The following is a 20152-nucleotide window of genomic DNA, read 5'->3' as shown; positions in this document are numbered from 1 at the left end:
GTTCTCACGCTCGCCACGACCCGCTAGCATTTCCCCATCACCCACCACCCTCCCCCTGCGCGGCCATCGACGAATACGCGCCATCACGTTTCGAGGGACTTCAGATCGTGGCCGTTGAGCCACCCAAATCAAATTCAAACGAGCACCAAACCATGACCCAGAACATCTACGACGACCCCGAATTTTTCCAGGGCTACAGCCAGATGAACCGCTCCATCGGCGGCCTCGATGCCGCGCCGGAATGGCCGGCGCTGAAAGCCTTGTTGCCCTCCCTCCACGGTCTGCAGGTGGTGGATCTGGGCTGCGGCTATGGCTGGTTCTGCCGCTGGGCCAGCGAGCAAGGTGCAGCCGAGGTGCTGGGGCTGGATGTCTCGGAGAAAATGCTCGAACGGGCGAAGGAAACCACCTCGGCCGCAAACATCCGCTACGAACGTGCCGACCTGGAACACCTCGATTTACCTGCGTGCACATTCGATCTGGCCTACAGCTCGCTGGCCCTGCACTACATCAAGGATCTCTCGGGGCTGTTCGCCACGCTGCACGCGGCGCTTAAACCCGGAGCGCATTTCGTGTTTTCCATCGAGCACCCGATCTTCATGGCGCCGCGCAATCCGGGCTGGCTGGTCGACAGCGAAGGCCACAAGCGCTGGCCGCTGGACAGTTATCAGATGGAAGGCGAGCGGGTGACCAACTGGTTGGCCGACGGCGTGATCAAGCAGCATCGTACAGTCGGCACGCTACTCAACGCGTTGATCGACGCCGGGTTCACGATTCAACATGTCAACGAATGGGGCCCGAGCGATGCCGAAGTCGCCGCGCAACCAGCGCTCGCTGAAGAGCGTGAGCGGCCGATGATGATGCTGGTCGCCGTACAGCGCTGACCGCCAAAGAGAGGGCCGATCAAATCGGCCCTTTTTTCATTTCAACGTGTGGCGACAATGAACAACCGTGGAAACGGCAACAGCACCGAACCATCCGCAAGCGCCGGATACGCCTTCGCGACCTCCGCCAGATAGTGCGCCAGATATTCCGCCCGCTCCGCCTCCGTCAGTGGACTGAGGAACGGAATCAGACCGCTGCCCTTGAACCACTCGACAACGCCCGAAGCCCCGCCCGCCAACTGATGGTGATAGGTGGTGCGCCACACATCGACCCGCGCGCAATGCGGCCGCAGCATCGAGAAATAGGCGCCGGCATCCGCCATCTCGGTCCGCTGCCCTGCCGCACCGGCCAGTTTGCTGGCCCAAGGCCCGTTGGCCGCCACCTCACGCATCAACCGATGGGACGGCTCGTTGAGGTTGTCCGGCATCTGAATCGCCAGACTGCCACCCTGCGCCAGCTTGCCCGCCAGCACCGGCAACAAGGTCGCGTGATCCGGCACCCACTGCAAAACCGCGTTGGCAAAAATCACATCGAACGGCCCTGTATCCGCCCATTGATCAATGTCCGCCACCTCGAACTGCAACTGCGGCAGACGCTTGCGCGCGGCATCGATCATGTCCGGCGAACTGTCGAGCCCCCGCACTTTCGCCCCCGGAAAACGCTCCACCAAAAGCTCGGTCGAGTTACCGGGACCACAACCGATATCAACCACGGAACGCGCCTCGGGCGTCGGAATCGCCGCCAGCAAATCGCGGGCCGGGCGGGTGCGTTCATCTTCGAAAGTGACGTATTGCTTGGCGGACCAGGTCATTGCGTTCTCCTGTCGTGGACGTTTTGGCGAAACGTGCAAAAGCGGCTGCCGTCACGATACAGCGATCGTGTTTATCTGCCTTCCCCTACGTAGGTCCGACATCGCCGGGAACGCTGTCTTCGGCCGTGCCTACAGGGACTCAGAAAACTGTAAGTAGAATTTTCCGCCCACCCCCGATGTCTGAATTTCAAGCCCCCCCAACAAGGAACACGGTCATGAAATTCGCAAAGGTTTCACAAACGCTGGCGCTCTGGGCCGGTAGCCCCAAGACGTTCATGGGGGCTTTGATTCTGATCGGGCTCTGGGGGTTGAGCGGGCCGATTTTCGATTACAACGACACTTGGCAACTGATCATCAATACCTCGACCACGATCATCACGTTCCTGATGGTGTTCCTGATCCAGAACACTCAGAACCGCGACACCGATATCATTCATTTGAAACTCGATGAGTTGCTGCGGGTAACCAAGGAAGCGCAGAACGCGATGCTCGGGCTGGAGTCGCTGGATCTCAAGCAGCTGGAAGCGCTGCGCCGGCATTACCGGGCGATGGGCGAGAATGAGGTGTTTGATCTGGAAGGTCTGGGGGACAAGAGCAAGCCGAAGCAGGATCTGAACGACTGTTGAAGACAACAAAAACGGCGCCATGAGCGCCGTTTACTTTACCTCGGAGTTAGCGACTGGCCAGGGCCTTGGCCATTTCCAGATGACTCTGCAATTTTGGCAGAGTCTCGTCAGCAAACGCCTTGATCTCCGGCACGTCGGTAGTCTGGGCTTCCTGCTGGATCTGTTCGATGGCCTCTTCCGTGGCTTTGACCTGGCTCGCGGCGTAAGCCTGATCGAAAGACGCACCGTCCTTCACCTCAGGAATCAGCGCCTTGGCCTTGTCAGCCAGTTCTTCGCGCGGGGCCACAGGCAGATCCAGCTTCTTGGCGATTTTCGCCAGATGCTGGTTGGCCGTGGTGCGGTCGTTGATGACCACGATGGTGTAATCCTTGACCTCTTTGGATTCGGCCTTGCTGTGGGCCTGGCGGCTGGCCTCGATGTCGGCCATGCCTTTGGCCGAAGCTTCGTTGATGAAGTCGGCGGGCGACTGGGCAAACGCACTGCTGGCAAACAACCCCAGCAGGCTGACAAAACTGATGCGGCGTACTCGGGTGGCCATCCGGCTCATGGTCGCGCCCTCCTTCTGTGCAGATTCAAGCGGGAGCTTGCGCCCCCGCCTCTCAATCAAAACAACCTTCGCCGACTACTTCGATTTCTGAGCGGGCTTGCGGCCCATTTCAGTCTTGGGTTCTTTATCGACAGTCGTGGTGGTGGTTTTCCCACCTTTGCGACCGGCTTCAGAGGCCTTCGTTCGATCGTTGGCAAAGTTTCCCGAGTTCGAGTTTCTTGAGTTAGGCATGATTCTCTTCCTCTTGGTATTGATCGTAAGCGAGCAGGTGCCCGCCTAGATTGAGAATTTCCTGACCGCCAAAGGTTTAGAAAAGTTGCCGTTGCCGCGACGAACGGTGAACCGCCAATCAGCTGTCCAGCCGCCGATGATTCTGGCGCTTGGCGCTGTACATGGCCTGGTCGGCGTGGCGGAACAGTTGCTGTTCCTCGTCGCCATGCTCGGGATAACGGGCCACGCCAATGCTCGGCTCGATGTGCAGGTTGTGCCCGTCCAGGCGCATGGGTTGCACCAGTACCTGTCGGATTTTTTCCGCCACGCTGTCGGCATCGTTGGCGGCGTGGACGCTGTGCAACAGCACCACGAATTCGTCGCCGCCGATCCGCGCCACGGTGTCGGTTTCGCGCACACAGCCCTTGAGCCGGTTGGCCACCGTCTGCAACAGCATGTCACCGACCCCATGGCCAAAGGTGTCGTTGACCTGTTTGAAGCGATCCAGATCGACATACAGCAGCGCCATGTGTCCCGACTGTTCCCGCGCACGGCTCAGTGCAGCCTTGAGGCGGTCGCGCAACAGTTCGCGGTTGGGCAATTGGGTCAGTTGATCGTATTGCGCCATGCGCCGCAGACGGGCGTGCAGTTGCTGGCGTTCGATGGCGGTGGCGACCTGGGCGCAGACGTATTGCAGCAGTTCCTTGTCGCGCTCGGTGTAGCGCTCGCCGCCGGGCAGGCTTTTGACGATCAAGGCGCCGATGGTGCCGTTCTTCGAGTTCAGCGGTACACCCAGCCAGCACGGCGATTGCTGCCCCGCCACCAAGGCTTCAAAACCCGGCGGCGCGTGCGGGCAGTCCGGGGTCAGCAGGATCGGCTGGCCGCTGCGGATCACTTCGGCGCACAGGCGTCCGGTCACGGTGCCGGGTTGCTCCGGTTGCAACTCGTCATCGTCGACGTGGTAGGGGAAATTCAGTTTTGCGCAGTGTTCGTCGTACAGCGCCACAGAGAAATTCAGCGCCGGCAGCCACTCGCCGATGATCGTGTGGATGCGTTTGAACAGCGCCAGCAGATCCTCCGCCGCATGGGCCGCCTCGGAGATCGCATACAACGCCGCCTGTCGTGATTCGGCCAGTTTGCGCTCGGTGATGTCCCGGGCCACGGCGATGCGCAGTTGATCGACTTCCGACCAGCGCGCCGACCAGAGGATGTGCACAAGGCTGCCGTCCTTGCGCACGTAGCGGTTTTCGAAATTGTGCTTGGGCTCGCCGCCCATGATCTCGCTGGCGGCGGCCAGGGTGCGTTCACGGTCGGCGGGATAGACGTAGTCGATCATCGACTGGCCGATCAGCTCATCAGGGGTGTAGCCGAGAATCCGCTCGCAGGCTGCGCTGACAAAAACGAAGCGACCTTGTTTGTCGACCGCACAAACGGCGTCCAGCAAAAGATCGATGTAACTCGCCAAGGGCGCAGAATTTCGGCTTTCCATGGTTCAGCGTGGGTGTCCGGGCAATGCAGCACTGATCAACCGTCCCTGACCTCGACCTCGCATCCCAGCGATTCTCTTCAAGTCTTGCTCGGCATCAGCCCCGGCAACGCATGCACCAGAGCATTGATGGCGAAACCGATGAACATTACCCCGCACAATCGGGTGATGGCCAGTTCATGGCGCTGATACAGCGTACGCACCTGACGGGCGCCGACAACGCCAATGAGAATAGCGTAGGCGAGCAATCCGCCGAGGAAGCTCAAGGCGATCAGCATCGGCAGCATCGACCAGTTGAGCAGTTCGGCGCGGCTCGACAGCAGCGCGGTGAACGTCGCCACTGCCACCGGGTAGGCCTTGGGGTTGGTCAGCCCGAACAGAATGCCGTGCCAGAACGGCTGACGCGCCGCGCCCTGGGGCTGATCACCGTTGCTGCGTTTGGCCCGTACGGCGCGCCAGCCGAGCCAGAACAGGTACAGACCGCTGAGCACACCGAGCACATCGAACGCGGTGCTGCCGATTTCCCGGGCGCCGACAATCGCGATCAGTGCGGTGCTGCACCAGATCACATCGCCCAGCAGATGCCCGCACAGGAAACCCGCCCCGGCCCGACGACCGCGCGCGGCGCCGATGCCGAACACCGCCAGCACACCGGGCCCCGGCGTGATGCCGTAGATGAAACCCGAGGCCAGCACGGCCATAAGCAACGATGGAGTCATGGGGAACCTGCAAGTGCCGGAAAACGTGGCCGCCAGTCTATCCCAGCGGCTTTTGAATATTCACGACTCGTTGAAAAAACGCATCCCGACATAGGGCTTTTGCCGACACGCGGCCAGTCGCGAGGCCAGATCGCCGACATGTGCTTCGAGCTTGTGACCGTCCGGGTCGAGGAAGTAGAACGACGCACCTTCGCTGCGGTTGTCGCGCCATTCCTGCACGTTGGCGGCACGAAGCTGCTGCACGAACAGCGGGAAATCCGCAGCGCCGAGACTGAAGGCGTAGTGGGTGTAGTCGGCGGCGGGCTCGGGTTGGCGTTGCGCATCGAGCGACAGGCACAACCACAGGCCCGGGAGCGACAGATAGGCACCGGCGTCCCACGTGGCCTCGACTCGCAGCTTGAGGGCGTCGCGGTAAAACGTGAGGCTGCGATCCAGGTCGCTGACGGCGAGGGTCAGGTGGTTGAGGCCGGTGAGCATCGGTCAGTAACCTCGCAGGTCTTCGGGGATGGTGTATTGCTTGCCGTCGTAGGTCAGGGTTATTTGGGTTTTCTTCAGTGGGGAATCCTGGGAAACGCATTCCTTGCCGGATTTGACGGTTTTCATCGCCGTGCCGCTTGAGGTGACGATCAGGTCGGAATAACCGTTGTGGCTGATCGGGCCTACTTCGATGGTTCTGCGTACTTGCTGCCCTTCACCTTCGCAATCATCCATCCACTCACCATGATTCTTGTAGACCACCAGACCTTCCAGTACCGGGCGCAGTTTGCCGCCTTCACGCACATAAAGCGCCAGATCGGTTTTTGCGTATGGATTGGCGCGGGAGCTGTGCTCGAACTTCGAACGCAGGCCAAAGGCACGGACATCCGGCGCCAGCCTGTAACGGGCCGTATCGATCACCAGGTCGTCGAACCGAATGGCATCGGAGTTGTAAGCGCCGGGTTTGGTGTATGTGGCAATCGGCTTGGCGTTGGTGCTGTTCAGTACTGCCAGATCCAGATCAAACACACCCGCATCGTCACTACCAGCGTCCGGTACATACGTGGACTTGAGAGCAATCACCTGTTCCTTGAACGCCGGCCATGGCTTGCAGCGAGAGAGCGATTGGTCGTCGTGATTCTTTGTCACGCAGGCTGGTTGCGCCTGGGCGGTGATCGCGAAAAAGCTGAGGGCGATGAAAAGTCGGGTCGGGGTGAGCATTGTTCTTCCTTGAAATAAGTCGCGTTGGTTCTGTATCACTCGATGGCCTGGAAACCTTTAGGCAATACGTAGGATTTTCCGTCGTAGTGAATTGTCGTCAACACCGGACTGCCGACACTGATCTTGTCTTCACAAGCATCGCCTTTGACGACATTGGTCGTTCCTGTCTGTCGGGTTTTGATGATCAGGTCGGCATAACCATGGGAGCTGGTCTTGGCGATTTCTACCGTTCTGGTCGTTTCATATCGCTCGCCGGTGCATTCACCGTCCCATTCACCGCCGTATTGATAAACCACTAACCGCTGCAGGACGGGGCGCAACTTGGCGCCGTCTCTCACATAAAGAGAGAGATGTGTTTCTTCAAGCGGTATGAGGCGAGATCCGTTGGTGAACTGCACCCGGACTCCAAAGGCTCGAAGCTCTGGGGCAAGCGTGTATCGAGCCGTATCGAGCGCCAGTTCCCGAAACGCTATGCCATCTACCTTGAAGGCAGAAGCCTGGTGATGATTAGCAATCGGATCCGTTTGGCCGTCTTTCAAAACAGACACGTCCAAATCATAGGAAGCATTCATCTCGGTATTTTCAGGTGCGGCGACGCGCTCCGATTTGGCGTTAATGATTAGCCCCGGATACGCCGGCCACTCCTTGCACACGGAGAAATCCAGCTCACTCGCCACCGGCGCAGGCACGCAATCAGCCAACACCTGCCCCGCGATCAACGCCCCACACAGCGCCACCCACCCAACGACCCCAGACTTCACTGTCACGCCCCACTTCTTGATGTTTTTCAGCCGCGCACTATCTCCTGCTCAATCCGCCGATTCAACCAGTTCAACGCCTGGTCCCCGCCCCGCCGCTTGTGCCACGCCGACACAAACGTGAACGGCGCAATCTCGAACGGCGGCGGCACGACGATCAGCGAGTCATCATCCACATCCTTCAACGCTCGCGAAGCTACGGTCAGGATCAGATCCGTGCCACTTATGAACTGCGGCGCGACGCTCCAGTGCGGCAGACTGACGGCAACTCGGCGGCGCTCGCGCAGGGCGGTCAGGGTACGTTCGATTTCCGGGGTACCGCTGCCGCGCATTTCCAGCAGGACGTGGGGACGGGAAAGGTAAGTTGGCAGGTCGAGAACACCACCGGCGGGAAGGCTCTGGCGATCCAGCAGGCAGACATAACGCTCTTCGAACAGCGGCGTGCTGCACAACTCGCCGGGCAACTCCGGGAGCACGCCGGCAGCGAGGTCGATGTCGCCGTTGAGAAGCCCCTCGACCATCCCTTCGCGACTGGCATGGCTGATTTGCAGATCGATACCCGGCGCTTCCGCGCGCAATGTACGAATCAAACCAGGCAGGATAATCGCCGCGCCGTAGTCCGACATCGCAAGCCGAAAAGTCCGACGCGCGCGGGCCGGGTCGAAGGTGTTCGGCGCCAGCAGTGATTGCACCTGAGCCAGGGCCTCGGTCAGCGGCGCAACCAGCTCCAACGCCCGAGCGGTGGGCGCCAGCCCCGAACCGGCCCGAACCAACAGCGGATCACCAAGCAAGTCACGCAAACGGGCCAGCGCATGGCTGACCGCCGGTTGACTCAAGTGCAGACGCTCGGCCGCACGGGTCACGTGTTGTTCGCTGAGCAAGGCGTCGAGAATCACCAGCAGGTTAAGATCGATGCGCCGAAGATCATTCATCTGATGCATGTTCCGCATGACAAAACAGAATTTAAATCTGCTCGACGAATACCCTAGAGTCCAGCAAAAACTTGCTGGAGAACGATCATGAGTACGTTGCATTGGGCCGGCCTGTTGTTGCTGGCGGCATTGGCCGGGGCCGTCGTGCCCTTTCAAAGTGCGATCAACACCAACCTGGCCCGGGGGCTGGGTCATCCGTTATGGGCGACGCTGGCGTCATTGCTGGTCAGCGTGCTGGTGTTGTTGCCGGTGATTGCCGCGCTGCGCTTGCCGCTGCCGTCACTGGCATTCATCGGCAAGGCGCCGCTGTGGATGTGGGCCGGTGGTGCGTTCGGGGTGTGTTTTGTGGCACTGGCGGTGGTGCTGGTACCGAAACTCGGGGCATCGGAGTTTGTCGCACTGGCACTGGCAGGACAGGTGCTGGCCTCGATGGTACTGGATCACTTCGGGTGTTTCGGGCTGCTGGAGAAACAACTCACGCTGCCCAGGGTATTCGGCGCGGTGTTGCTGATGGCGGGCGTGGTGCTTATCCAGTTTTCCCCGGCGCTGGAAAAGAGCGCCACCGCCGCTGGATAACAGGGCAAAGGTAAGCCCTTCACTATCAGGGTTGTCGGGCATTTCACCGCCTTACAACCCTGCGAGGTATCGCCCTACAAGCAAAACTCCAACAGCCCTCAGCGCTATCGGATATGGCCGATTCTGACCCCGCATGGCTCTCTGTAAAGTCTGGCAACACACACAAATTGCAACACCCCATGGATTGCCATGCTCAAGGAGAGCTGCCTTTGAATCATCTGACGGATTCCCTCAACACTTTCTCCAACTATCGCAAAGTCATCGCGCTGGCCGACCATGACTGGGAGGCTGCCGAAGCCGGAAAAATCGCTGCTCTCAATGTCGAGGTCAAAGGCTGCAACCACTTGCTTGATCAACACGGGCGCCAACTTCATCATTTCTGTACCACGTCCTATCTGGGCCTCGACCACCACCCTGCCCTGCTGGAAGGCGCCATCGCGGCCCTGCGGGAAACCGGCACACTGCGCGTTGCCAATTCAAAAAACCGCTGCAAGCTGGCGCTGCTCGATCAATACGAAAGCGAACTGTCGCAATTGTTTGGCGCCGTGAGTCTGAGCACTCTGTCCTGCAGCGCCGCGAGCGCAGGCATCCTGCCGCTGCTGGCCAGCGGTGTGTTTACCCAGGGCCGACCACCGGTGATGGTGTTCGATCGCCTGGCTCACTATTCGATGAATCACCTGAAGGCCAGTTGCGCCGATGAAACTCAGGTATTGACCTGTCCCCACAACGACATGGATTTCCTCGAATCGGTGTGCCAGCGCCACACAACGGTCGCCTATATCGCCGACGGTGCCTACAGCATGGGCGGCGTGGCCAATCTGGACGGTCTGCTGTACCTGAAAGAACGTTACGGCCTGTTTCTTTATCTCGATGATTCCCACGCGTTGTCGGCGGTCGGCAGTAACGGCGCCGGTCTTGTACGGCCAAGAATGCCGGCGCTGGATGAGGACTGTCTGATCGTCGCGTCACTGGCCAAATCGTTCGGGGCCAGCGGCGGGCTGGTGATGCTCGGCAATGAGCGGCAGAAGAAATTGATCCAGCGTTACGGCGGGCCGAGCAACTGGTCGCAAAGTCTCAATTGCGCGGCCATCGGTGCGGGCCTGGCCTCGATCCAGCTGCATCGCAGTGCAGAGCTGCGCGCGTTGCAGATTCGGCTCCAGGCCAATATTCGCCTGTTCGACAGCCTGCTGAGCACCGAGCAGCACGGCAGCCCCATGGCCATCCGTTTGATCAACTGCGGCGAGGCCGCCCTGGCCACTCGCATCGCCATTGAACTGGCCGAACACGGCTTTTTCACCAGCGCCGTGTTTTTTCCGGTGGTGGCTCAAGGTAAAGCCGCGATCCGCGTGACCCTGCGCGCCGACATGGAATCGACACTGATCCATCAATTCTGTGATTTGATCACCGGACTGTTACTGACTCGCGGCTGCCATCGCGACCGCTGAACCTTCACGGACGACTCATGAACCCCGGCCTCATCCTGCTCATCACCTGCTCCACCGTGTTCCTCGCCCAGTTGGGCATGAGCATTTACCTGCCGGCGTTGCCGCAGATCGCCGGGCACTTGCACGTCGATGCAACGCAGGTGGCCTGGGGCTTGTCGCTGTACCTGATTGGCATGGCGCTGCCGATGCTGCTCTGGGGCAGCCTCGCGCAGCGTATCGGCCGCAAACCGGTGCTGCTGGCGGCGCTGGGGATTTACGGGCTGGCGAACCTGGGGTTGCCGTTGGGCTCGACACTGGAGTCGTTCCTGCTGCTGCGACTGTTTCAAGGGATCGGCGCCAGCGGTATTTCGGTGATGGCGCGGGTGCTGATCCGAGACAGTTTCCGGGGCGATCTGCTGGCGAAGGCGTTGTCGTGGATTTCGATTTCGTTCGTCGTCGCGCTCGGGATCGGGCAATACGCCGGCTCGCTGATTCAGGTGACGCTGGGCTGGCAGGCGATCTTCTATCTGCTGGGTGCGGTCAGCCTGTCGATGGCCGCGATTGTTTCGCGCCTGAATTTTCCGAAACTCGTCGAGACGCCCGCAACCGCATCGCCCTGGGCGGTTTACGGAAGGATTCTGACTCACCGGGCGTTTCTTCTGCCGGCGCTCGCGGGTGGTCTGGGTTATGGCGTGATCATCGCGTTCAACAGCGCAGCACCGTTGATTCTGCAAGGCCCGTTCGGTTGGTCGACGACCGATTACGGGCTGCTGGGCTGGCCGATCAGTGCGGCGTATTTTCTGGGGGCGCTGGCGGTCAATCGCTTTGTCCTGCGTACCGGTCAGCATCGGTTGATGACGTTGGGTGTGGGCCTGGTGATGGCCGGAAGCGGGGTGATGCTGGCGGGCAGCCTGTTGGCCAGCTCCGTTGCCTGGCTGCTTTGGTTGCCTTACTGCGTCGCCGTGTTCGGCCAGTCGCTGAACTATCCGATCAGCCTGTCACGGGCCAACGATGGAGCGCCGATTGCCGGCGCTTACGCAATGGCCCTGAGTGGTTTCATTCATCAATTGATGGCCGCGTTGATCGGCGCGGTGGCCAGCCTGCTGGCCGGTCCACACGCGTGGCCGCTGTCGCTGCTGTGTTGCTTTCTGGCGGCGGGCGCGGTGCTCTGCACGAGGTTCACGCCCGATCGTCAGACCGCTTAAAACGCGCTGCGGAAAATCTCCTCGATCTGTCGCTGATCCGCCGCCCGCGGGTTGGTGAAACCGCAGGCGTCTTTCAGGGCATTGGCGGCAAGTACCGGAATGTCGGTGCATTTGGCGCCGAGGTCACGCAAGCCGCCGGGGATGTCGACGTCTTTGGCCAGGCAACGGATTGCGTCAATCGCGGCTTTTGCGCCCTCCTCCGGGCTGAAACCACGAATGTCGGCGCCCATGGCATGGGCCACATCAGTAAGGCGATCGGCGCAGACCAATGCGTTGAACGTCTGCACATGAGGCAGCAACACCGCGTTGCACACCCCGTGAGGCAAATCGTAAAAACCGCCCAACTGGTGCGCCATCGCATGCACGTAACCGAGGGACGCATTGTTGAACGCCATGCCGGCGAGGAACTGCGCATACGCCATGTTTTCCCGTGCGGCGAGGTCGCTGCCGTCGCGTACAGCCAGGCGCAGGTTGTTGCTGATCAGGGTGATCGCCTTCAACGCGCAGGCATCGGTGATCGGGTTGGCGGCGGTGGACACGTAGGCTTCGATGGCGTGGGTCAGTGCGTCCATGCCGGTGGCGGCGGTCAGGCTTTTCGGCATGGCGACCATCAACGCCGGGTCGTTGACCGACAGCAGCGGCGTGACATTACGGTCGACAATGGCCATTTTCACGTGACGGGTTTCGTCGGTGATGATGCAGAACCGGGTCATCTCGCTGGCCGTGCCGGCCGTGGTGTTGATGGCAATCAGCGGCAGTTGCGGCTTGGCCGATTGATCGACGCCTTCGTAGTCACGGATCTGCCCGCCATTGGTCGCGCACAGGGCGATGCCCTTGGCGCAGTCGTGGGGCGAGCCGCCGCCGAGTGACACGACGAAATCACACCGGTTGTCCTTGAGCAGCGCCAGCCCGGCCTCGACATTGGCGATGCTCGGATTGGGTTTGGCGCCGTCGAAGATCACCGAGTCGATGTCCTGCATCGCCAGTTTCTCGGCGATCATGGTCGCCACGCCGGCCTTGGCCAACCCGGCGTCGGTGACGATCAGCGCCTTGCGAAAACCGTAGTTGCGGATGGCATTCATGGCTTCGTCGAGGCAGCCGCTGCCCATGATGTTTACCGCGGGAATGAAAAAGGTGCTGCTCATGACACGTCTCCTGACAGGGGCCGGATCGACTCCTGCGATTCGGCGGATGCATACAGGATTGACCGATCGGTCACGGCGGATGTTGATCTGGCTCAATGCCCGCTCGTGATAAAGTCGCCGCCCATCTGACCCTTGTTTTGAGACGTGCCCTGCAATGACCGATTTTCTGGATGTCGACGCTTCCCTCGAAGACTGGAACGCGTTACGCGCCACCACCGACTTCAGCGGCTTACTGGTGGGCAACGGTGCCAGCCGCGCGGTGTGGGACGATTTCGGCTACGACTCGCTGTTCGAAAACGCCCGCACGGTGGAAGAAAAACCGTTGAGCCCGTCGGAACTGAGCGTATTCGATGCGATGCAGACGCGCAGTTTCGAGCAGGTGCTCGGCGCGCTGAAAACCACCAGCCGGGTCAACAAGGCACTGGCCGTCAGTTCGGCCGCACCGCGCAATCGCTACTACGCGATCAAGGAGGCGCTGATCAATGCCGTCCACGATTTGCACATTCCGTGGCGACTGATCGAAGCGTCGACCCTGACGATCCTGAACCGCGAACTGGCCAGTTATCGCACGGTGTTCACCACCAATTACGACCTGCTCAACTACTGGGCCCTACAACATCAGGGCGAGGCCATCGACGACCTGTTCAACGGCCCCGACGCCAGCTTCGACCTGTGCGAAAGCTGCACTGACAAACCGCGTCTGCTGTACCTGCACGGCGGTCTGCATCTGGTGCGCAACCAGGACGGCAGCGCCCGCAAACTGACCGCCACCGAAGGCACGCTGCTCGGCAGTTTCGCGATCAACAACACGCTCAAGACCCTCGACGACGTGCCGCTGTTCGTCAACGAAGGGCCGAGCGCGGACAAACTCAAGACCATCCGCAGCTCCGATTATCTGTCGTTCTGCTACGACCAGTTACTGGGGCACGGCGACAGCCTGTGCATCTTCGGCCACGCCCTGGGCGAGCAGGACAGCCACATCGTACGTGCCCTGCGGCTGGCGAAACCGAAGACCGTGGCGATCTCGATCTACCCCCGCAGCGCGGCGTTCATCCAGCACCAGAAGCGGCATTACGCGAAAGTGTTCGAGGGCACGGGCGCCGAGTTGCGGTTCTTTGATTCCAAGAGCCATGCGCTGGGCAATCCAAAGCTTTCGGTTCCCGTCGAAGTCTGATCAATCTTCGCTGCTGTGCACGACCACCAGAAGTTGCGCCTGCTCCTCGCCCACCGAGCGGATCCGGTGCGGTTTCTGCGCATTGAAGTGCAGCGCGTCGCCCCGCTCCAGCAGTACCCGTTCGTTCATGAAGTCCACTTCGACCCGGCCTTCGTGAACGAACAGGAACTCCTCGCCCAGATGCTCCTTGAAGGTCTTGTCGGTGAATTCAGTCGGCGGATAGATGATGAACGGCAGCAGGCTGCGCTCGCTGACCTGATGGGCCAGCACCGCGTATCCCGGGCTGTGATCGTTGGCCGCCAGTGACTGGCGTTCGTGGCTGCGCACCAGGCTGTAGCTGTCGAGGCTGACGTTGTCTTCGGAGAACAATTCCTCGACCTTCACGTTCAGCGCTTTCGCCAGTTTCAACGCGGCGGCAATAGACGGCGTGTTCAATCCACGCTCGACTTTCGACAGATAACTCTTGGTCATGCCGGATTTCTCGGCCAGTGCCTCAAGGGTTACGCCAAGTTTTTTTCTCAATAATTTCAAACGGATAGACATGCGAAGCGATTAATCCAGCAAAGGAAAGACGATTTGTCCTTGCCAATGACACAAAGTGTCATATAGCCTCTTAAGTGTCATCCATGGCAACCACCACAGGACACGGATATGGCGAAGACATTAGCACTACCCAAAGACCAACTGGTCAAGCAAGCGCTGACCCAGATGCAAAAAAGCCTGGCGGATAATACGTGGACGGACCGGCAAAAGCTGGCCCTGACCTGCCGGATCCTCTTCGAGAACGGCCACGATTCGGGCCTCGCCGGGCAGATCACCGCCCGTGGCCCACAGCCGGGCACTTACTACACGCAGCAACTGGGCCTGGGGTTCGATGAAATCACCGCGAGCAATCTGCTGCTGGTCAACGAAGACCTGGAAGTGCTCGAAGGTCACGGCATGGCCAACCCGGCCAACCGTTTCCACAGTTGGGTGTACCGCGCCCGGCCGGATGTGAACTGCATCATTCACACCCACCCGACGCACATTGCCGCGCTGTCGATGCTGGAAGTACCGTTGCAGATTTCCCACATGGACCTGTGCCCGCTGTACGACGACTGCGCGTTCCTTGAAGGCTGGCCGGGCGTGCCGGTCGGTAACGAAGAAGGCGAATTGATTGCCGGTGCCTTGGGCGACAAACGGGCGATCCTGCTTTCCCATCACGGTCAGCTGTCGACCGGGGCGACCATCGAGGAAGCCTGTGTCATCGCCCAATTGATCGAGCGCGCCGCCAAACTGCAACTGCTGGCGATGGCCGCGGGGACGATCAAACCGATCATTCCCGAGCTGGGCCGCGAGGCCCATGACTGGGTATCGAAACCCAAACGCCACGCCGCGGCCTTCAACTACTACGCCCGGCAGAACCTGCGCCAGCACGCCGATTGCCTGAACTGAATACCTCATCCTTGCGGAGCACTCTCATGTCCAACATTCACGGCATCATCGGCTACACCATCACCCCGTTCGGCGCCAATGGCGAAGGTCTTGACCTGCCGGCCCTCGGCCGTTCGATCGACCGGCTGATCGCCGGCGGCGTCCACGCCATCGCGCCACTGGGCAGCACCGGCGAAGGCGCCTACCTGAGCGACGCGGAGTGGGACCAGGTCGCCGAATTCAGCATCAAGCACGTGGCCAAACGGGTGCCGACCGTGGTCAGCGTCTCCGACCTGACCACCGCCAACGCCGTGCGCCGCGCCCGTTTCGCCGAAGCCCATGGCGCCGACGTGGTGATGGTGCTGCCGGCGTCCTACTGGAAGCTCACCGACGCAGAAATCCTCGCCCATTACCGCGCCATCGGCGACAGCATCGGCGTGCCGATCATGCTCTACAACAACCCGGCCACCAGCGGCACCGACATGTCGGTGGAGCTGATCCTGCGCATCGTCAACGGCGTGGAAAACGTGACCATGGTCAAGGAGAGCACCGGCGACATCCAGCGCATGCACAAGCTGCAACTGCTCGGCGAAGGCCGGGTGCCCTTCTACAACGGCTGCAACCCGCTGGCGCTGGAAGCCTTCGCGGCTGGCGCCAAGGGCTGGTGCACGGCGGCGCCGAACCTGATTCCGCAACTCAACCTGGATTTGTACGAAGCCACACTGGCGGGGAATCTGGGCAAGGCGCGGGAACTGTTCTATCGCCAATTGCCGCTACTGGATTTCATCCTCAAGGGTGGTTTGCCAGCAACAATCAAGGCCGGTCTGCGTGACACCGGGCTGGAAGTGGGTAATCCACGCTTGCCGGTGTTCCCGTTGAGCGAGGCCGGGCGCAACCAGTTGCAGGCCATTCTCAAAACCCTGCGTTGATCTTCAGGCACCACAAAAAACCTGTGGGATCGGCACGCTGCCGGCCCCACAGGTTTTTGTGCTGGAGGTGAACTCAGAGCACCGGCAAGGTTTTGTCCTTGATCACCTTCGTCGGCCCATTGGCCTTGACCGCAGCAATGCCTTTGGCACACGCCGCGTCCGATGAATAGGACTCGCTGCTGCCGATGATCTGGTGGTTGGCAGCCTTGAGATTGAAGTAAGGATGGCCGTCCTTCGTCGACTTCCTCTCGTAGCGCTCGTCCAGCGGGCTGTTGACCTGCACTGCAGCGATACCGTTTTCGGCGGCACTGTGAGAGGTGTACAACTCGCTGGTCAGAATGGTTTCGGCATTTGCCGCTTTCAGCACGAACCTGAACTGGCCGTTGCTGCTTTTGCTCAATTCATACCATCCGGACATGCTGCGTCTCCTTATCGATGGGTCACAGGGTGATTTTAGTCCCGAGCAACCCCAAGAACCCGGCCAGCCATTTCGGGTGTGCCGGCCAGGCGGGTGCGGTGGCCAGATTGCCCTGGACATGACCGTCCGTGACCGGAATGTCGATGTAAGTGCCGCCGGCCAGCCGTACTTCCGGGGCACAAGCCGGATAGGCGCTGCACTCGCGTCCTTCGAGAATCCCCGCCGCCGCCAGCAGTTGCGCACCGTGACAGACGGCAGCAATCGGCTTGCCGGCCTTGTCGAAAGCTCGCACCAGTTCCAGGACTTTTTCGTTCAGCCGCAGGTATTCCGGCGCACGGCCACCGGGCACCAGCAACGCGTCGTAGTCCTTGGCGTCGACCTTGGCGAAATCGAAGTTCAGGGCGAACTGGTGACCGGGTTTCTCGCTGTAAGTCTGATCGCCTTCGAAATCATGAATCGCGGTGCGCACGGTCTTGCCGGCGGCTTTTTCGGGGCACACGGCGTGCACGGTGTGCCCGACCATTTGCAGGGCCTGGAACGGCACCATCACTTCGTAGTCTTCGACGTAATCGCCGACCAGCATCAGAATTTTTTTCGCGGCCATGGACAGGACTCCTCTGGTGAATGCACAGGAGTATTCAAAGTAGCCCAAGGACCGCGATAGCGTTCGCAAACTGTATGGATAACTCTGCGCCCAGCTGTAACAGCCCGATTGCCGTGGTTTGTGGCTAGATGAAGCCACCTCCCTGCCACCCTCGAATCTGGTTGCCAACATGTCTTCGCGCGAAAACACCGGCATGGCCCTGGGCCTGCTCGGTGTTGTGATCTTCAGCCTTACCCTGCCCTTCACCCGCATCGTGGTGCAGGAACTGCACCCGCTGCTCAACGGCCTCGGCCGCGCGTTGTTCGCGGCGATTCCGGCGGCGTTGCTGCTGTTGTGGCGCCGGGAAAAGTGGCCGACCTGGCATCAGGTCAAAGGTTTGAGTCTGGTAATCGCCGGGGTGATTCTCGGTTTCCCGGTGCTGTCGGCGTGGGCCATGCAAACGCTGCCGGCGTCCCACGGCGCGCTGGTCAACGGTTTGCAGCCACTGTGCGTGGCGCTGTACGCCGCGTGGCTGTCCCATGAGCGTCCATCGAAAGCCTTCTGGGCCTGCGCCGCTTTAGGCAGTGCGCTCGTTCTGGGTTACGCGTTGTACACCGGCGCCGGCAGCATTCAGGCCGGTGATTTGCTGATGCTGGGTGCGATTGCGGTGGGTGGTCTGGGTTATGCCGAGGGCGGACGCCTGGCACGGGAAATGGGCGGTTGGCAGGTGATCTGCTGGGCGCTGGTGCTGTCGACGCCGTTACTGATCGGCCCGGTGCTGTATCTGGCGTTCCAGCATCAGGGCGCAGTGTCGACGAAAACCTGGTGGGCCTTCGGTTACGTTGCGCTGTTCTCGCAATTCCTGGGTTTTTTCGCGTGGTACGCCGGGCTGGCCATGGGCGGCATTGCCCGGGTCAGTCAGATTCAGCTGTTGCAGATCTTTTTCACCATCGCGTTTTCCGCGCTGTTCTTCGGGGAACACGTGGAACCGATCACCTGGCTGTTCGCCTGCGGGGTGATCGCGACGGTGATGCTCGGGCGCAAGACCGCGGTGCGCCCGGCTCAACCGGGCACGTTACCGGCCGGGGTTCAGCTCAAGCCTTGAGCGGCAGCAGGCCATCGGCGAGCAGCAGCGTTTCGAGGCAATGCTCGCTGATGTGATAGAACGCCTTCAGCTCTTGAATTTTCACCAGCAACTGGGCCGAGTCCACCGGCTCGGCGCGCTTCACGGCGAGGATCATCTTGTTCTTGTTGGTGTGTTCCAGCGAGATGAATTCGAACACTTTGGTCTCGTAACCGCAGGCTTCGAGGAACAGCGCACGCAGGCTGTCAGTGACCATTTCCGCCTGCTGGCCCAGGTGCAAACCGTATTGCAGCATCGGCTTGAGCAGTGCCGGGCTCTGGATCTGCAGTCGGATCTGCTTGTGGCAGCACGGCGAGCACATGATGATCGCTGCGCCGGAACGAATGCCGGTATGGATCGCGTAGTCGGTGGCGATGTCGCAGGCATGCAGGGCGATCATCACTTCCAGCTCGCTCGGCGCCACGCTGCGCACATCACCGCACTTGAAAACCAGCCCCGGGTGGTCGAGTTTCTGCGCGGCGGCGTTGCACAGGTTGACCATCTCTTCGCGCAGTTCGACGCCGGTGACTTCACCCTCGGCCTTAAGGGTGTTGCGCAAATAGTCATGAATGGCGAACGTCAGATAACCCTTGCCCGAACCGAAATCCGCCACCCGCACCGGTTTGTCCAGGGCCAGCGGTGACGAAGTCAGTGCATGGCTGAAGACTTCGATGAACTTGTTGATCTGCTTCCACTTGCGCGACATCGCCGGGATGAGTTCGTGTTGCGCGTTGGTGACGCCCAGATCCTTGAGGAACGGTCTTTTCAGATCAAGGAAGCGGTTCTTCTCACGGTTATGCTCGGCGGACGGCACTTCGCGCAATTGCTGGGGTTTGCTCTTGAACAGCGAACTTTTGCCCTTTTTGCTGTATTCGAGCTGGGCTTCGTCAGTCAGCGTGAGCAAATGCGCATTTTTGAACGCCGCCGGCAACAGCCCGGCAATCGTCGCCAGCGCTTCGTCCAGCGGCAGGTTCTTGGTGATGTCACGGGTCTTGTAGCGATAAACGAACGACAGGCACGGCTGTGCCTTGACCGTCACCGGTTTGATGATGATCCGCTGCAGATCCGCTTCTTCGCCGACGTACTTGGCAAGCACCAGTTTGATGAAGCCGTTCTGTTCGAGGCTGGTTTGCAGCAGCTCGATGAACTGGGCGTGGTGATCGGGGGTGGAAACGGCGGTGGCAGACATGCAGAAAACGGCCTCGGACGGGCAAATCGGGAATGGCCGCTAGTTTAGGGGGGATGGCGTTCAAGGGCACGGCTAATTTCCCGAACGGCTTATCCCAACACCACCAAGCGATTGGGCAACTCATTCCTTACCTGCGTCACCGGCACATGCACTTTGAGCAACTCGCCACAGGCCTCGATGCAAGTGACAAAGCCCTGCAACGTCTGCCCCTGCCGCACCTGCTCGGTAAACACCGCGACAATCGAATCCCAGCTCTTGTTATCCAGTTTTTTGGAAATCCCTTCATCCACCAGGATCTCCACATACCGCTCCGCCTCGCAGACGAAAATCAGCATGCCGGTGCCGCCCACCGTGTGATGCAGGTTCTGTTCGAGAAACTGCCGCCGCGCCAGGTTCGAAGCGCGCCAGTGCCGGACATGGCGCGGGATCAGATGGGTAGTGACCTTGGGCAGACGAAACACCAGGCACAGCACGACAAAACTGACCCATTGCACCAGCAACAGGCTATGCATCGTCAGCCAGCCGGTCAGGTAATGCACGATCCCCGGCACCACCAGCGCCAGCAGGCTCGCCCACAGCAACGGGATGTACGCGTAGTCGTCGGCGCGGGCCGCGAGCACCGTCACCAGTTCGGCGTCGGTGTCGCGCTCGACCCGGGCGATGGCCTCGGCGACCTTGCGTTGTTCGTGTTCAGTCAGTAATGCCATGTCGTGAAGTGCCTGCTCTCATTATTGTTATCACCAGCCGCCGGAGGACCCGCCCCCGCCGAAACTGCCACCACCGCCGCTGAAGCCGCCGCCTCCAC

At 60.6% G+C, this 20152-nt stretch carries 24 protein-coding genes; 9 read left to right on the top strand and 15 right to left on the bottom strand.

The annotated features are described in order from the left end of the window. The first annotated feature begins 152 nt into the window (after positions 1–152). Positions 153–881: a bifunctional 2-polyprenyl-6-hydroxyphenol methylase/3-demethylubiquinol 3-O-methyltransferase UbiG gene (locus CAF87_RS25415; protein ID WP_085729978.1), complete on the top strand. Its 729-nt coding sequence runs from the start codon at positions 153–155 to the stop codon at positions 879–881. A gap of 41 nt (positions 882–922) precedes the next feature. On the opposite strand, the gene tam is transcribed toward CAF87_RS25415, so the two are convergent. Further along, a complete protein-coding gene (tam, locus tag CAF87_RS25410; RefSeq protein ID WP_085729977.1) occupies positions 923–1693 on the bottom strand; it encodes a trans-aconitate 2-methyltransferase in 771 nt (256 codons plus the stop codon). 215 nt (positions 1694–1908) lie between these two features. On the opposite strand from tam, the gene CAF87_RS25405 reads away from it, so the two are divergent. Then, positions 1909–2319: a low affinity iron permease family protein gene (locus CAF87_RS25405; RefSeq protein ID WP_085729976.1), complete on the top strand. Its 411-nt coding sequence runs from the start codon at positions 1909–1911 to the stop codon at positions 2317–2319. 46 nt (positions 2320–2365) lie between these two features. On the opposite strand, the gene CAF87_RS25400 is transcribed toward CAF87_RS25405, so the two are convergent. From CAF87_RS25400 to CAF87_RS25365, 8 genes are all read right to left on the bottom strand, one after another. Next, the gene (locus tag CAF87_RS25400; RefSeq protein ID WP_085729975.1) at positions 2366–2866 is read right to left on the bottom strand and encodes a DUF4142 domain-containing protein; all 501 of its coding nucleotides are present in this window, start codon (positions 2864–2866) and stop codon (positions 2366–2368) included. A 75-nt stretch (positions 2867–2941) separates the two neighbouring features. Continuing rightward, positions 2942–3097 carry a KGG domain-containing protein gene (locus tag CAF87_RS25395; protein ID WP_082302357.1) on the bottom strand — a complete coding sequence of 52 codons (156 nt, stop codon included), beginning with the start codon at positions 3095–3097 and terminating at the stop codon, positions 2942–2944. Between the two features lie 118 nt (positions 3098–3215). After that, positions 3216–4565, bottom strand: a complete 1350-nt coding sequence (locus tag CAF87_RS25390; protein ID WP_085729974.1) for a bifunctional diguanylate cyclase/phosphodiesterase — start codon at positions 4563–4565, stop codon at positions 3216–3218. Between the two features lie 77 nt (positions 4566–4642). After that, positions 4643–5281: a LysE family translocator gene (locus tag CAF87_RS25385; RefSeq protein WP_085729973.1), complete on the bottom strand. Its 639-nt coding sequence runs from the start codon at positions 5279–5281 to the stop codon at positions 4643–4645. A gap of 60 nt (positions 5282–5341) precedes the next feature. Continuing rightward, positions 5342–5758: a fosfomycin resistance glutathione transferase gene (gene fos / locus CAF87_RS25380; protein ID WP_085729972.1), complete on the bottom strand. Its 417-nt coding sequence runs from the start codon at positions 5756–5758 to the stop codon at positions 5342–5344. A gap of 3 nt (positions 5759–5761) precedes the next feature. Further along, positions 5762–6478, bottom strand: coding sequence for a hypothetical protein (locus tag CAF87_RS25375; RefSeq protein ID WP_085729971.1), 717 nt, complete (start codon positions 6476–6478; stop codon positions 5762–5764). Between the two features lie 35 nt (positions 6479–6513). Next, positions 6514–7245, bottom strand: a complete 732-nt coding sequence (locus CAF87_RS25370; protein WP_085729970.1) for a hypothetical protein — start codon at positions 7243–7245, stop codon at positions 6514–6516. Between the two features lie 20 nt (positions 7246–7265). Next, positions 7266–8177 carry a LysR family transcriptional regulator gene (locus CAF87_RS25365; protein WP_170929658.1) on the bottom strand — a complete coding sequence of 304 codons (912 nt, stop codon included), beginning with the start codon at positions 8175–8177 and terminating at the stop codon, positions 7266–7268. Positions 8178–8255: 78 nt separating this feature from the next. Here CAF87_RS25365 and CAF87_RS25360 point away from each other — a divergent pair, with 78 nt between their 5' ends. The 3 genes from CAF87_RS25360 (at position 8256) to CAF87_RS25350 (ending at position 11373) form a co-directional block, all read left to right on the top strand. Beyond that, positions 8256–8744, top strand: coding sequence for a DMT family transporter (locus CAF87_RS25360; RefSeq protein ID WP_085729968.1), 489 nt, complete (start codon positions 8256–8258; stop codon positions 8742–8744). 209 nt (positions 8745–8953) lie between these two features. Further along, positions 8954–10189: an aminotransferase class I/II-fold pyridoxal phosphate-dependent enzyme gene (locus CAF87_RS25355; protein ID WP_256575897.1), complete on the top strand. Its 1236-nt coding sequence runs from the start codon at positions 8954–8956 to the stop codon at positions 10187–10189. Between the two features lie 17 nt (positions 10190–10206). Beyond that, positions 10207–11373: a multidrug effflux MFS transporter gene (locus tag CAF87_RS25350; protein ID WP_085729966.1), complete on the top strand. Its 1167-nt coding sequence runs from the start codon at positions 10207–10209 to the stop codon at positions 11371–11373. Here CAF87_RS25350 and yiaY read toward each other — a convergent pair. Next, the gene (gene yiaY / locus CAF87_RS25345) at positions 11370–12518 is read right to left on the bottom strand and encodes an L-threonine dehydrogenase (protein ID WP_085729965.1); all 1149 of its coding nucleotides are present in this window, start codon (positions 12516–12518) and stop codon (positions 11370–11372) included. The two genes, CAF87_RS25350 and yiaY, sit on opposite strands and share 4 nt — an antisense overlap. 154 nt (positions 12519–12672) lie before the next feature. Between yiaY and CAF87_RS25340 the strand changes: the two genes are divergently transcribed. Then, positions 12673–13692, top strand: a complete 1020-nt coding sequence (locus CAF87_RS25340; protein ID WP_085729964.1) for a DUF4917 family protein — start codon at positions 12673–12675, stop codon at positions 13690–13692. Here CAF87_RS25340 and CAF87_RS25335 read toward each other — a convergent pair whose 3' ends face one another. Further along, the gene (locus CAF87_RS25335; RefSeq protein ID WP_085729963.1) at positions 13693–14235 is read right to left on the bottom strand and encodes a helix-turn-helix domain-containing protein; all 543 of its coding nucleotides are present in this window, start codon (positions 14233–14235) and stop codon (positions 13693–13695) included. 108 nt (positions 14236–14343) lie between these two features. On the opposite strand from CAF87_RS25335, the gene CAF87_RS25330 reads away from it, so the two are divergent. Next, positions 14344–15126: an aldolase gene (locus tag CAF87_RS25330; RefSeq protein WP_085729962.1), complete on the top strand. Its 783-nt coding sequence runs from the start codon at positions 14344–14346 to the stop codon at positions 15124–15126. 26 nt (positions 15127–15152) lie between these two features. Continuing rightward, positions 15153–16034, top strand: a complete 882-nt coding sequence (locus CAF87_RS25325; protein ID WP_085729961.1) for a dihydrodipicolinate synthase family protein — start codon at positions 15153–15155, stop codon at positions 16032–16034. Positions 16035–16107: 73 nt separating this feature from the next. On the opposite strand, the gene CAF87_RS25320 is transcribed toward CAF87_RS25325, so the two are convergent. Together CAF87_RS25320 and CAF87_RS25315 are read right to left on the bottom strand one after the other, a co-directional pair. Beyond that, the gene (locus CAF87_RS25320; RefSeq protein ID WP_085729960.1) at positions 16108–16452 is read right to left on the bottom strand and encodes a YegP family protein; all 345 of its coding nucleotides are present in this window, start codon (positions 16450–16452) and stop codon (positions 16108–16110) included. Between the two features lie 22 nt (positions 16453–16474). Next, a complete protein-coding gene (locus CAF87_RS25315; protein WP_085729959.1) occupies positions 16475–17056 on the bottom strand; it encodes a DJ-1/PfpI family protein in 582 nt (193 codons plus the stop codon). Positions 17057–17225: 169 nt separating this feature from the next. Here CAF87_RS25315 and CAF87_RS25310 point away from each other — a divergent pair, with 169 nt between their 5' ends. Beyond that, complete coding sequence (locus CAF87_RS25310; RefSeq protein WP_085729958.1) at positions 17226–18140, top strand: DMT family transporter; 915 nt, start codon at positions 17226–17228, stop codon at positions 18138–18140. Here the strand turns inward: CAF87_RS25310 and CAF87_RS25305 are convergent. Next, positions 18130–19347, bottom strand: coding sequence for an SAM-dependent methyltransferase (locus CAF87_RS25305; protein ID WP_085729957.1), 1218 nt, complete (start codon positions 19345–19347; stop codon positions 18130–18132). The two genes, CAF87_RS25310 and CAF87_RS25305, sit on opposite strands and share 11 nt — an antisense overlap. 89 nt (positions 19348–19436) lie before the next feature. Beyond that, the gene (locus CAF87_RS25300; RefSeq protein ID WP_085729956.1) at positions 19437–20054 is read right to left on the bottom strand and encodes a TPM domain-containing protein; all 618 of its coding nucleotides are present in this window, start codon (positions 20052–20054) and stop codon (positions 19437–19439) included. Positions 20055–20152: the final 98 nt, after the last annotated feature.

Origin of the sequence: Pseudomonas sp. R38(2017), assembly GCF_002112395.1 — a bacterium.
Classification (GTDB): Bacteria; Pseudomonadota; Gammaproteobacteria; order Pseudomonadales; family Pseudomonadaceae; genus Aquipseudomonas.
This window is presented reverse-complemented; position numbering and strand designations above follow the sequence as displayed.